This window comes from Priestia sp. FSL H7-0729, assembly GCF_038005685.1.
In the GTDB taxonomy this organism is placed as follows: Bacteria; Bacillota; Bacilli; order Paenibacillales; family Paenibacillaceae; genus Paenibacillus.
The window spans coordinates 443,078-456,928 of record NZ_JBBOTQ010000002.1 but is presented as its reverse complement, the minus strand read 5'-3'; the positions used below and the strand labels follow the sequence as shown (position 1 = coordinate 456,928).

Below are 13,851 nucleotides of genomic sequence, written 5' to 3'. Positions count from 1 at the left end.
TCAGGAGTCACCTCTCAGAATATAGCCGGCTCCCCGGATGGTCTGAATTAGACGTTTGCCACCGTATTCTTCGGTCTTCTGTCTGAGCATGGCAATGTACACTTCAAGCACGTTAGACTCACCGCTGTAATCATAACCCCAGATTTTATCCATAATCAGATCACGGGAAAGTACCCGTCTTGGATTTTGCATAAACAGATTCAACAACTCGAATTCCTTGGCAGTCAGCTCCAGGCGTTGCCCATCTCGGAGTACTTCACGTGAATCATTGTCCAAAATGATATCTTCATACATCAAGCGGTTATCCGGGGTACCCGCGCTATCTGACTTGCGGCGCAGCAGTGCACGGACACGTGCCAATAATTCTTCCAACGCAAAAGGTTTTACAAGGTAGTCATCGGCTCCCGTGTCCAGTCCAGTTACCCTGCTCTGTACTTCATCCTTGGCCGTCAGCATTAGCACAGGCACTTTGCTGCCTGCTTCTCTCAATCTGCGGCATACCTCAAATCCGTCAATCTGCGGCATCATCACATCCAGCACAACGATGTCCGGCTCCTTGTCCATCAGTTTACTGAGGCCTTCGGCTCCATTGGAAGCAGTCTGTACCTCATATCCTTCAAAAGCCAGCCCCCGGCGGAGCATGGATACAATTTTTTCGTCATCATCCACAATCAAAATAGTTGAGCGCATGGTCTTTCTCCTTTATCCTAACGTTTTATCCCATTGTAACAGGCAGAAGCACAATCTGCATCTTCAAGTAGGCGTCCCCAATTCGTCCCTGGTCCCTTGTAACCCTGCTTTATCAGGGCAAAAAAAACGGAAGGGCCTTCAAACCCTTCCGCTCTTTCAATCCTTACCCAATATTTATGGTTGCTGCTGTTGGGTATCTGTTATTTGGGAAGTATCAAAATCATTTTTGTTGCCAATTTTGATTTTCAGATCCATTTTCTTACCGTCACGCACTACGTTCAATGTCACTTCACTGCCGATTTCCTGTTTCTTGATAAAATCAATCAGATCCTGACTTGTGGCGTACGGCGTACCGTTGGCACCTGTGATGATGTCATATGCACGAAGGTCTGCTTGGTAAGCAGGTGATTGGAAGATCGTGCTGGCTACCACTGAACCTTCGGTTATGTCTGTACCCATTTGTTTAGCAACTTCAGGCGTGAGAGCCATCAGAGATGCACCGATAAATGGTACTGGCTCTTTGGGAACTTCTTTATTCTCTTTGAGATATTTAACCGCTTCAGAGATAACGCTCGACGGGATGGCAAAACCAATACCCTGTGCATCGGCGCTTACTGCAACGTTCATTCCGATAACTTCACCATTCAGGTTAAGCAAGGGACCACCGGAGTTACCCGGATTAATCGAAGCATCTGTTTGCAGCAAATGGCTGTACTCACGTGTTTTTCCTGTTTCTTCATCTGGAATGCTGATCGTACGTTCTTTGGCACTCAGCACACCTGCTGTAACCGTGTGTTCGAATCCTTCAGGGTTACCAATCGCTACAAGCCACTCACCGACCTGAGTACTATTGGAATCACCCAGTGGAGCTACAGGGAACGCATCGTCACCACTGTTTTTCTCAATTTTCAGTACAGCTAAATCCAGATCGAAGCTGCTTCCCAGCAGTTTAGCTTCATAAGGCTTACTGTTGTTTTCCAGCGTTACCTGGATTACGTCTGCACCCTGAACTACGTGTTGATTCGTCAGGATATATCCTTCTTTGTCAAAGATAAATCCGGAACCAATGCCTAGTGGTACCAACTGATTACTGCCTTGCTGTTGTTGCTGGCTCTGGCCTTGATTACCTTCCGTTCCGCCCCCATTACCGAAGAAGTATTGGTACAACGGATCACTTGTATTCGATCCACCCTGACCCATTCCTGTACGGGAGGACTGCTTCGCGAGTGTTTCGATTTTGACGACAGCTGGACTTGTACTCGTCACTACGGAAGAAACATCTTCTTTGCCGGTTGGCAGTAACGATGCTGTCACATTGTTGCCTCCGCCTGTGTTGGTGGACGCTTCCTGTCCCGAGCTTTGATTACCTGTGTTCGTAAGTGCGGTCTCCGGTGTGAACATGTTTGTTCTATCGGCTGTGTACATGAGAACGGTAATGACCAGCATGCCGGCAATAAAAGAGAACAACAGTGATCTTACGGAAGAACGAGGCTTGCGGTTATTATAGTTCCAGTTGCCTTTGCCGCCATTCCCTTGATCTCCACCGTTACCTGAGCCGTTTCCGCCGCCCCCTGATGATCTTTTCGCTTGCTCGGATGATTCACTATTATAGTAAGTAGGTACGGGTCTCACCGGATCAGGTTTTGTAATCTCTACATTTCCTTCTTCACGCTGATTATTGCTTCCCATGTGATTTGCTGTATCTTCCTGATTCACGGACTGAAAAGGTCCATAAGAATAATAATAGGAGGATTCGTCCGTTCCGGAAGAATTGCGATTCTCCGTTTGTTTGATTTCATTTTCCTCGTCTTGACGGTTTGATCTATAATTGCGTTCGTCCATGCCTCTCTACCTCCCAATCTCTTATTCCGAAGAGATATTCTTTAACTGTCCTTATTTTGTACTTTAAACCTTAACCGTACCTTAAAAACAATTAAAAAGGAGATAAAAGCAAGGAAAAATAGCTTGTTTTTCCCGTCATGGCGGGATTTACCCTTTCGTTTTCACCCAGCCCTGACGATGCGCATAGATTGCCAATTGTGTACGATCGTCCATCTCGCATTTCATCAGCAGGTTACTCACATGTGTTTTGACGGTTTTGATACTGATATGTAGTTCTTCTCCAATGTCTTTGTTGGTCTTTCCCTCTGCAATAAGTAATAGCACTTCCTTCTCCCGCTCGGTCAGACCTGATTCACTCTCTCTAGCTGTACGTTGTCTGATTCCCCGAGTTAATGCCTGCGACACATCACCTGTCATAACAGGCATGCCTCTGTAAGCGCCTTGAAGAGCATAGATCAGTTCTTCAGCAGAGACAGTCTTCAGTACATAGCTAACTGCACCCGCTTCAATCGCTTGTACAACCAGATCATCCTCCAGGAAACTGGTGAGCATCACAATCTTCATCCCCGGAAATTCAGTCATGATGGCTTGAGTTGCTTCAGCGCCATTCATTATGGGCATCATCAGATCCATGAGGATTAAGTCCGGCATGTCACTATCATTTAACTTACGCAACTGATCAAGCGCATCCTGCCCATGGCCCGCTTCTGCCATCACATGAAAAGTAGGTTCCAACATCAGATACGTTTTCAACCCCATTCGTACCATGTCATGGTCATCCACGATCATTACGTTTATTTTCCCACTCATTCCGTCTCCCCCTTTAGTTCATTCAGAAACATTCGGAAATTTCGGGATCAATACCCGTACCGTCGTTCCCGCTCCCGGCTTCGATATTATCTGAACTTGCCCCCCAAGCTTCTCGGCCCGTTCACGCATGGTAGATAACCCATATGAACCCGGACGCTCTGCTTGATGCAAAAATCCCTGACCATCATCGCTGATGCTCATGCTAATCTGATGTTCACTCTCCCGTATGGACAGACTGACCACCCCTGCCTCTGCATGTTTCACGACATTGGCAACCGCCTCCTGAATAACAAGAAACAGCTGGTGCTCAATGGCATCCGAGATTCCGCCATCCAGTTCCAGCTCTTTCACACCTTTAAGACCATTCTGCCTGCAATAATCAGGAAACCAGCTATCCAGTGCCGCAGTGAGATCACGCCCTTCCAGCTCCACTGGTCGAAGTTGGGCAATAAGTCCTCGCATCTGACGCTGAGCAATATGAGACATCTGAATCAACTGATCCAGTACCTTACCGCCGTGTTCCGGATTCATCTCCAGCAGACGCGGTAAGGACGAGGCCGACATATGCATCGCAAACAGCTGCTGACTAACCGTGTCATGGAGGTCCCTTGCCATTCGTTTGCGCTCTTCAATCACTGCGCGCTCCGAAGCTTGCTCCTTCTCAATAACTTCCTGCTCACCAAGGCGCTGAAGCAGTCTCATCTTTTTCTCAATTGAATCCATCATGACATTGAACTCCTGATAGACACGTCCAAACGAAGCGTCATCCGCTTCTGGCATGCGCACCGCCAGATTACCCTTGGACACTTTCAACATGTTAAGATCAAGCAGATCGATCTTGCGTTGAAGTCGCAATGCAGCGATATATCCGGTGATAACAGTGGCCAGTACAACAACGGCAACATAGGTCCATGCCCGTTGACGACCAGCCCCCATTAATACCTCCCCATATAATAGATAGAATCCGCCCAGCGTAATCAGACCCGTTAGTGCAAAATACATCATCAGTTCCCACTTATTGGCCTTGAGAATTGTTCGAATCATGCATTAACCCACCTTATTAACTTTGACGTCTCCGATAAACACACTTACAATAATCCGCACCTTCTTGCTTGCTTCCCGATAATGAGCAGTTTCAGCCTGGGCGCTACTCAGGAAACCGCCACGTTTCTGATTCAACAATGACATGTCTCCAATGAATGAATTCGTCGTCACCGTCACACCCATGTCCATATCTTCTGGTACAAATACTTTCACATCACCGATAAATGAAGAAATGACAATCTTTGTCTCGCCGTAAGGAATCTGAGCTTTGGTCAGATCAATCACGGTATCCCCGATAAAGGCCGAGAGATTCATCGGTTTCAGCGGGAATACTTCATGTCCCATATACAAGTCACCAATGAACGCTGATTTATTAATGGTATTGCCGCTGCCATAATGCCCATAACCCTCATCATAATGTTCTTTATATCCGTTATGATCGGTATTACTTGAGTTATACGATTGATATTTATTCTTATATTGATGCCCATGTGAGGATGAATCTGTTGATCCTGTGAAATGAGGACCATGTGCATCATTCTTCTGTTCCTGTTTCGGTTTGCCAAATGTTTTCTCGAACTGTTCGTCAAATGACGATGGCATCTCCAGATCCTCAGGAGACAACGGTTTATACGGCTGTTCAGGTGCTGGAGGCGGCTGCATCTTATCATGATGTTTCCGATCACGACGTCGTGGCCCAATCAGTACAAACAATCCTCCGCCAATTAGCATTACCGGGATTAGATAACGGATGAACTCTCCCATGGAGTAATCAATCCATCCCAGGTTACGGGCAAGAAAGTAACCACCGATGGCCAGTACGATTACTGGTCCAATAAAAGCATAACCCCCGTTGCGACGAATCTCGGAGATTCCTTTGGCCCCCCACCAGATTAGAAATAACGGCCAATATGTTCTGAAAATATATCCTACATCAATGTCATATCCCAATTGTCTGAACAAGATCATCGCACCAATAGCAATCAGAGGTATGCCAACCCACCAGCGGTCACGCGTAGATCGTTTCATCGCTCATGTCTCCTTCGTCAGTATTATGTATCCAGTGTAACTCAGACAAGGCAATGAGAACAGCGGCGGCAGGTGGAACACATCTCGGTCTCGAGACTGAGATGTGAGGATATTTTTGTAAAACATCGCATATGTAAAACACCCCGGAGCTGTAGCTCCAGGGTGCTGAATCATCCCTTAATTCATGAATCTTCAATTATTTTTTGTATTTTGATGCTTTGCCTTGCCCTTGGCCAGTTTGGCCTGTGTTTTCTACACCGAACTCGGCATTGTATTTTTCATCAGGTGTTTGGAAATTATCTTGTACTTTGTTTTGAGCGGATTGCTTCACTTTAGCTGCTGCATTCTCTTCTCCAAACTCTGCATTGTACTTCTCGTTCGGCGTTTGGTACCCTTGTGATTTTTTAGCCACAACGAATCACCTCTCTCTTCATATTTACAGTGCATTGCTGCACCGCGGGGTTCGTCCCCAGTCAGTATTATGTGAAGAGAGCCGTTCTGTTATTCATATTCACATGTGAAATTAAATGGCCTTGTCCAACCAAGAGTCCGGTACAGATTTGTACACATCGATCGCATCCGCCAACTCGCTGAGCATCTTTTCTGTACACTTTCCAGCGCCTTGCCTGATCACCTGTACCTCCACATCCTTTTTGCCCCACTCTTTGTACACTTGCTTGGTTGTCGGAAAATACAGGTCAATTTTATTGCCTTTGATCGCCGAACCGGTATCTGCAACAATCCCGTATCCATAGCCCGGGATATAGAGAATGGAGCCCATTGGAAATAACTTCGGATCAGCTGCAATCGTGGAGACCGTTTCTTTATCACGGCGTACTTTGACACCGGAATACGTAATTCCGTATTGTGGGTGTTTGGGGCCTTTTCCTGTAGACTCCACACCTGCTGTATATCCCGTTGCTGTCACCTTCTGTGTACCCAGCACCTGTTCTGAACGTGGAGCAAGCACAGGCATAGACGGATCAGCCACTTGTTTCTCTGGAAGCTCAGCTCTTGGAATGACCATCGGTTGTGGTGACCACAGTAAAGCCATGTACACCATGGTTGTCAGCTGGGCCTCCCCGCTGTATTGATCACTGATCTGTTCAGGAAATTCCTGATTAGACTTGATTGAAACATCAGTAATCGGATCTTCACTGCTTCTGCTCTCGACATGCAGTACTGCACTTTCTTCTTCAAATGTATACGCAGCCGCCTGGTTCAGGCTGATCATTATCCCGGCGAACACCACACAGCCAATCAGTATACCCCGTATATGTTTCTGCTGAATAGAGAATTGCTTTATCATTGTATAACCTCCCCCTCACTGCAAAGGTTTTCCAAAAAGCAATTAATCTATACTTTTCATTGCAAAAACTACGAAAAAACGCCTGAATAACATAGGTTTATCCCATGTTATCCAGGCGTTATTCAAATGGATCAGCGCAAAATTATGAACTGGTTATCTGATTCAATCTTTGATTCATTTACACCAAACGTGTTGCAATTTCCTCTTTCAACTGAGCAATAATTTCATCGACCGGTTTCATGCCCAGATCGCCTTCTCCACGCTTACGCACGGACACCGCTTCTGCATTACGCTCATTCTCACCGACAACAAACATATAAGGCATTTTTTCAAGCTGCGCCTCACGGATTTTATACCCAAGCTTCTCATTCCGCAGATCAGCTTCAGCAGAGATTCCCGCACGTTTCAGCTTCGCTTCCACTTCACGCGCATAATCGTCGAAGTTTCCGGATACCGGGATCACTTTTGCCTGAACCGGAGACAACCACAGTGGGAAAGCTCCTGCAAAGTTCTCCAGCAAAAATGCTGTGAAACGTTCCAGCGTACTGATTACACCGCGGTGAATAACGACCGGACGATGTTTCTGTCCGTCATCTCCCACATATTCAAGCTCAAAGCGCTCAGGCAACAGGAAGTCCAGTTGAACCGTAGACAGTGTCTCTTCTTTGCCCAGTGCTGTTTTGATCTGCACATCCAGCTTCGGACCATAGAACGCCGCTTCACCTTCTGCTTCATAGAATGGAAGGTCAAGCTCTTCCACAACTTCACGCAGCATACGTTGGGACATCTCCCACATCTCGTCGTTCTGGAAGTATTTCTCGGTATCCTTCGGATCGCGATAGGACAGACGGAAACGATATTCGTTAATACCGAAATCCTTGTACACCGTCTGAATCAACTCGATAACACGAGCGAACTCTTCTTTGATCTGATCCGGGCGTGCAAAAATGTGTGAGTCGTTCAGTGTCATTGCACGTACACGGTGCAGACCTGTTAACGCTCCCGACATTTCATAACGGTGCATCATGCCAAGCTCAGCAATACGGATTGGCAGATCACGGTAGCTGTGCATACTGGACTTGTACACCATCATATGGTGAGGACAGTTCATTGGACGGAGAACGAGTTCCTCGTTATCCATAACCATTTTCGGGAACATATCTTCCTGGTAGTGCTCCCAGTGTCCGGATGTTTTGTACAATTCCACGTTACCCAGAACCGGTGTGTATACATGCTGGTATCCCAGGCTTTCTTCCAGGTCCACAATATAACGCTCCAGCGTACGGCGCAGCTTCGCACCGTTAGGCAACCAGATTGGCAGGCCTTGTCCAACCAGTTGGGAGAATGTGAACATTTCGAGCTCTTTACCCAGCTTGCGGTGATCCCGTTTGCGAGCTTCTTCAAGGAAGTGCAAATGCTCGTCCAGCTGTGCTTTTTTCACAAAAGCCGTACCATAGATACGTTGAAGCATTTTGTTTTTGCTATCTCCACGCCAGTAAGCACCAGCGACATTCATCAGTTTGAACACTTTGATTTTGCTCGTCGATGGTACGTGAGGACCACGACACAAGTCGAAGAATTCACCTTGCTCATAAATCGTGATTACACTGTCTTCCGGCAAGTCACGAATCAACTCAAGTTTGTAAGGGTCACCCACTTCTTCGAACGTTTTGATCGCGTCCTCGCGGCTAACTTCCTTACGTACAATTGGCAGGTTCTCGTTTACAATACGCTCCATTTCCTTCTCGATCTTTTGCAGATCTTCAGGGTTGAGCGGGTGTTCGAGGTCCATATCATAGTAGAAACCATCTTCGATAACCGGACCAATACCAAGGCGTACCTCTTGGTTACCAAATAAACGTTTCACTGCTTGAGCCATCAAGTGAGCTGTACTATGACGCATCACTTCAAGTCCTTCTGGTGAATCCAGAGTTACGATCTCCACCAATGCTCCTTCATGAAGCGTTGTGGACAAGTCCACCACGATACCATCCAGCTTGCCGGCCACGGCATTTTTGCGCAATCCGCTGCTAATCGAAGCGGCTACGTCCTCAATAGTGCTGCCATCCGCGTACTCACGTACCGAACCATCTGGTAATTTAATGTTCACTGCCATTTCTCTCATACCTCCTGTTAATGTAACCTTTACGTCCATAAGTTCATGGACTGATGATATATTGCTATTCCAGTCATTATGCAAAGGAACGCAAAAAACACCCGTCCCGGCAAAGGGACGAGTGTTATATACTCGTGGTTCCACCCTAATTCAGCTGATTCATTCCTATTCGGAAATACAGCCCTCATTGGCATGACGATAACGGGCATGACCCGGCAGATCCTTACTCGCGGATAATCCCCCAATAAAGGCGATGTTCTAACTCCACTTTCAAAATTGCAGCTACAAAGGGGTAAACCATACGTGATATCCGGAGGAAATTTCAGCCTAGGTTCCTCTCTCTGCACCGATCTTGCGTGTGGTCGTTGTCTTTGTCAACGCTTTTGGTTCAATGGTTCACATGAAAAAATCATGGATCAACAGTTATTATAATTGCCGAGATCACTTGCGTCAAGACCTGTCAACAATCCTGAACGCAGCACTTCACATTCCGGGCAATGATGGCATATTTGTACCTTGTCTTCAAAGATCTGGCATATGGTCGAGATGATCGGCAGATCCGGGGTACGTGTATGCAGCATAACTTTTTCAGGAGAGATCGAGATAAGTGTACTTACAATCATATCTTCAATATCCATCTCCAGTTCCAGACCCGGCATTTCCACAACAACCTGTTCATCCTTTTGTACGGGTAACAGATTAAGTCCAGCATCCAGGACCTGAAATTCATGCATTCCCTTGTGTACAAGATGAACCAGAGGTACTTTGGCTTCTTGAAAAAACACAAAATATTTTAATAGCCCCATAAACTCCTCATACTGCCGATCCATCCAGAACTCATCCAGCGCATACTCCACCAATTCCTGAAGCTCCTGCTTATATGGCCGTATGCGGAAGTTGATCATGCCTTCAAGGTAAAAAAAGTGAACATCCTCCAAATCCTGCCTTAGTCCACTGGCCAATGTAGTACGGCGTCGCTCCCGAAGTCCGGGCTGATCCAGATCACCATTTAATAGAAGTGGCATGCAGATTCGGTTAACCTTCTCCACCTCATGCTCATCCATGACAGAACATGCCTTGGCGATCATATCCTCCACCATGTTCCGTTCTTGTGTCTCCATAATGAAGTCGGCGAGTCCAAGGGAGAGCAGATCACTGATTCGGGGAAGCCATTGCTGGAAGTCTTCGTGATTCTCATTCCCTCTGCACACCCAGGTTGCTCTTCCATCATTATGTTTGAAGGTGAGCCGAAATCCTCTTTTACTTATATGTAAACCTTTGGTTTTTTCCTTGACACAACGATAAAATTGATCCGCTTCCTCCTGCCCCGATACATCGGTCCATACAGCAAACAGTTCCACAAGAATCACTCCTTTCCTTCCTGTTCAAAGTATATGGCAAGGCCGATGGGGATATACGAAGCGGATTGATGGAAAGCGTGTCATGATTTCTCAGTATATTATGAAGAGGTTTGGAGTTAAGACAAAAATGTGTTATTATTTTAATAACAGTATGTTTCACGGAAAAGGAGGGAAGCCAAAATGAGACAACAACCTAGAATACTCCACTACACGATTATTATCATTTTGTGCGTTTTCCAAGCCTTGTGCTTCCCTATTCCGATGCAGTCCGAATCTGCCGTTGGGGTGTCTGTTGATGCAACTTCCAACAAGGAAGTGCTGTCGCAAATACCCGAATCCCAGCAGAAACCTGTCATTCGCAAATACCCACAAGTCATGTCCAAGCTGATTGCGGTTACGCATAATAAGCCTGTCTTTCTTGTCCTTGCATTATTATTGATGCTGCGAATCCCTACAACGGGTCTGTCCTTTAAACCGTGGTATTGTCTGTTTAAACGCAGATTATTTCTGCTACCTATTAAGTTTACCAGTATGTATGTATCCCTCACCCCTATAGCACCAAAATACGCGAACGCTCTTCACTAGCCGTTACGGCGTATTAACAGGTTGCTTTTGCATGGAGACACCTCGGAATCGAAGACGGTGCGCTTGTGCATAACTTATAACCCTTTTAGCACATGTTAAATAAACCCATGTTTATGGCAGTACCTATTTTTGTTGTACCCACACCGACAAATTCAAATCATATGGCTGTGTCAGGAATTTCTGGCTCTGTTTACCCGCATCTTTTGATGTTCCTTTGAGCAGCAGATTATTCATTTTCGGGAAATAAGCCTGTCTTCTGTGGCCAGCCCCTAATTATAAGGAGGCAACAATCCATGGATGTACGCGAAACAGACTTGCCGGGAATCGGCAAAAAATTTCAAGTTGAAACAAGCAGCGGTGATAAAATTATCATTATTATTCACGATGACGGTCGTCGGGAGATGTACCACTTCGAGTATGATGATCCCGATCAAAGCATCTCGATGATCACGCTTGACGATTACGAAGCACGACAAATTGCTGCCATTGTTGGCGGATTAACTTACAAACCAAAGCAGCTTGAAAATATTGAAGTCACGTTTGACGACCTGATTATCGAGTGGTACAAAATCGAACCATCCTTCGGATGTATCGGTAAATCCATCGGTGAATTGGACGTACGTCAAAACTCTGGGGCAACGGTTATTGCCGTTGTAGAGAAAAATCACAAAAAACATATCAGCCCAGGTCCGGAGGTAGTTATCAGTGCAGAATCCACGGTGGTAGCCGTTGGCGAACGCAATCAGCAGAAACTGTTTAAATCCCTCCTCCTGACTGGAAGGGGGTAAATAGATGGATCATTTGATATTCGAAGTAGGTCTGGCCCTTGTGCTCATTGCGGCAGCCGGCCTTTTATCGGCAAAACTAAGATTTTCGGTCGTTCCGTTCTATATCCTAATCGGGATGGCTGTTGGACCTCATGCTATGAAAATCTGGCATCTGGACTTCCGCTTCATTGAAAGTCAGCCTTTTATTGATTTCATGGGTCGCATCGGTATTCTGTTCCTTCTCTTCTACCTTGGGCTTGAATTCTCGGTAGGTCGTTTAATTAAATCGGGTCGCTCTATTGCAGTTGGCGGCTCGATCTACATCGGAATTAACTTTACGCTGGGATTAATATTCGGTTTTATGTCCGGTTTCCCAGTTGCAGAAGCACTTATTATCGCAGGTATAACAACCATCTCTTCCAGTGCCATCGTAGCCAAGGTACTCGTCGATTTGAAACGAACGGCCAATCCCGAAACCGAGATGATATTGGGGATTATTATGTTCGAAGATGTTTTCCTCGCTGTATATATCTCGATCTTGTCCGGACTTGTGCTTAGTGATTCATCCTCCATCGGAGGCGTCATCATGTCCGCACTTATTGCCCTCGGATTCATGCTCATTGTGATTATCTTGGGACGTAAAGCAACACCATTACTAAACAAAGTTCTTAAAATTCGATCGAATGAGCTATTCTCTCTCGTTGTATTCGGAGCCTTGTTCCTGGTAGCCGGTTTCTCAGAGACCATTCATGTTGCTGAAGCGATCGGTGCATTACTGGTCGGACTTGTGCTTGCTGAAACAGAACATGCGAAACGGATTGAGCACTTGATTCTGCCGTTCCGTGACTTCTTCGGAGCAATCTTCTTCTTCAGCTTCGGATTATCCATTGATCCGTTGTCCCTCGGTGGCGATGCCGTGTGGTTGGCTCTGATTGCAGTTGTTATTACTTTGTTCGGTAACTTCCTGGCAGGTATGATGGCTGGACGCAGTGCAGGACTATCGCCCAAAGCATCGGCTAATATTGGATTGACCATTGTATCCCGGGGTGAATTTTCCATCATCTTGGCCAACATGGGTAAAGCCGGAGGACTGTTGCCAATGATTCAACCGTTTGCCGCGCTGTATGTCCTGATTCTGGCCATTCTGGGTCCTTTATTAACCAAAGAGTCCAAACATGTATTCCGTATATTGGATAAAATATTCAAGTTCAAAGATCCTCGGAAAAAGAAAGAAGAGCCGAAGGTTCTGCAGAAAGAAGGATAATGCCTATGTCTGTGCAGAACAGACATACTATCGTACTTCGCGGCTCTACGCCGATCTTTCTGTGACTAACCCAGGGGGATGGCTCGAAAGCCGCACTAAGGAGGATGACCTATGAAAGCACCTCTGATATCGGCTAATCCGGTGCCAAACACCGCCAAGACCAGAATATCGTCCACCCGCCGCTGGTTAAACCTGTTGCTTGTCATTGTCGGTGGAATTCTGGCCTCCGTGGGACTTGAATTGTTCTTACACCCCAATAAGATCATTATTGGAGGCATTACAGGCATTTCCTCCCTATTCGCCCACTGGACCGAAATGAGGATTGGATTATTCCTATTTTTATTCAATGTTCCGTTCATATTTCTGTCTTACAAGATTGTGCAGAAGAAATTTGTACTGGTTACTGTTCTGGGTCTGGTTGTCTTTTCGATCGGTGCCATTGTGCTTCATCCCATGCCGCCACTTGTAGAGCATCCGCTGGCTGCCGCCATGTTTGGCGGATTATGCCTCGGACTCGGAATTGGGCTCGTCGTGCGGTATGGCGGGACACTGGATACGCTGGAAATCGGTGATCCGTCTTCCCGTCCACCTGAACGTGTATTTAGCGGAAAACGGATGCTTATCGAAAAAATAATCATGCTGCTTAACTTGTTGATACTGACAGCCGCTGGTGTTGTCTTTGGCTGGGACCAAGCGATGTATTCCGTAATCGCCTACCTTATTGCTTATGAAATGGTGTACATTGCGTTCAGAGGATTCTCTTCCAAACGCAAAGTATGCATTTTGACTACACAGAGCTCTCAAGTTGAAAAAGCTGTACGCAAACGGCTGCGCCGTGAACCTGGAACGCTGGAAGCAGCTTCTGACTCAACACAACTCGCGATGGCGGAAGGATGGATCAGGCAGATCCCGGGTGCCCTTTATTATGAGGTACATGTTCTGGAGATGATCTGGTTGAAGTCCATTGTGCGTCATATTGATCCACATGCGGGCATTGTGACGAATCCGGAAAAATAATATCTCATGTAAGTTGC

13 protein-coding genes are annotated in these 13,851 nt (G+C 46.3%); 4 read left to right on the top strand and 9 right to left on the bottom strand.

Annotation, left to right across the window (positions count from 1 at the left end; genetic code table 11):
* From MHH93_RS08575 to MHH93_RS08535, 9 genes are all read right to left on the bottom strand, one after another.
* Complete coding sequence (locus MHH93_RS08575; RefSeq protein ID WP_036610048.1) at window positions 1-690, bottom strand: response regulator transcription factor; 690 nt, start codon at window positions 688-690, stop codon at window positions 1-3.
* 174 nt (window positions 691-864) lie between these two features.
* Window positions 865-2,532 carry a S1C family serine protease gene (locus tag MHH93_RS08570; protein WP_500053681.1) on the bottom strand — a complete coding sequence of 556 codons (1,668 nt, stop codon included), beginning with the start codon at window positions 2,530-2,532 and terminating at the stop codon, window positions 865-867.
* A 147-nt stretch (window positions 2,533-2,679) separates the two neighbouring features.
* A complete protein-coding gene (locus MHH93_RS08565; RefSeq protein ID WP_500053680.1) occupies window positions 2,680-3,342 on the bottom strand; it encodes a response regulator in 663 nt (220 codons plus the stop codon).
* 18 nt (window positions 3,343-3,360) lie between these two features.
* Window positions 3,361-4,386, bottom strand: a complete 1,026-nt coding sequence (locus MHH93_RS08560; protein ID WP_500053679.1) for a HAMP domain-containing sensor histidine kinase — start codon at window positions 4,384-4,386, stop codon at window positions 3,361-3,363.
* Window positions 4,387-4,389: 3 nt separating this feature from the next.
* Window positions 4,390-5,415 carry a cell wall-active antibiotics response protein LiaF gene (gene liaF, locus MHH93_RS08555; RefSeq protein ID WP_500053678.1) on the bottom strand — a complete coding sequence of 342 codons (1,026 nt, stop codon included), beginning with the start codon at window positions 5,413-5,415 and terminating at the stop codon, window positions 4,390-4,392.
* 196 nt (window positions 5,416-5,611) lie between these two features.
* Complete coding sequence (locus MHH93_RS08550) at window positions 5,612-5,827, bottom strand: hypothetical protein (protein WP_036610057.1); 216 nt, start codon at window positions 5,825-5,827, stop codon at window positions 5,612-5,614.
* A 111-nt stretch (window positions 5,828-5,938) separates the two neighbouring features.
* Entirely contained in the window at window positions 5,939-6,724 is a 786-nt protein-coding gene (locus tag MHH93_RS08545; RefSeq protein WP_500053677.1) for a 3D domain-containing protein, read from the bottom strand.
* A gap of 178 nt (window positions 6,725-6,902) precedes the next feature.
* Window positions 6,903-8,840 carry a threonine--tRNA ligase gene (thrS, locus tag MHH93_RS08540; protein ID WP_500053676.1) on the bottom strand — a complete coding sequence of 646 codons (1,938 nt, stop codon included), beginning with the start codon at window positions 8,838-8,840 and terminating at the stop codon, window positions 6,903-6,905.
* Between the two features lie 416 nt (window positions 8,841-9,256).
* A complete protein-coding gene (locus MHH93_RS08535) occupies window positions 9,257-10,210 on the bottom strand; it encodes a putative sporulation protein YtxC (protein ID WP_500053675.1) in 954 nt (317 codons plus the stop codon).
* 171 nt (window positions 10,211-10,381) lie between these two features.
* On the opposite strand from MHH93_RS08535, the gene MHH93_RS08530 reads away from it, so the two are divergent.
* From MHH93_RS08530 to MHH93_RS08515, 4 genes are all read left to right on the top strand, one after another.
* Window positions 10,382-10,786 carry a hypothetical protein gene (locus MHH93_RS08530; protein ID WP_500053674.1) on the top strand — a complete coding sequence of 135 codons (405 nt, stop codon included), beginning with the start codon at window positions 10,382-10,384 and terminating at the stop codon, window positions 10,784-10,786.
* A 293-nt stretch (window positions 10,787-11,079) separates the two neighbouring features.
* Window positions 11,080-11,574, top strand: coding sequence for a cation:proton antiporter regulatory subunit (locus tag MHH93_RS08525; RefSeq protein ID WP_278296048.1), 495 nt, complete (start codon window positions 11,080-11,082; stop codon window positions 11,572-11,574).
* Between the two features lie 4 nt (window positions 11,575-11,578).
* Entirely contained in the window at window positions 11,579-12,817 is a 1,239-nt protein-coding gene (locus MHH93_RS08520) for a cation:proton antiporter (protein ID WP_500053673.1), read from the top strand.
* A gap of 111 nt (window positions 12,818-12,928) precedes the next feature.
* Complete coding sequence (locus MHH93_RS08515) at window positions 12,929-13,834, top strand: YitT family protein (protein WP_500053672.1); 906 nt, start codon at window positions 12,929-12,931, stop codon at window positions 13,832-13,834.
* The last annotated feature ends 17 nt before the right edge of the window (window positions 13,835-13,851 follow it).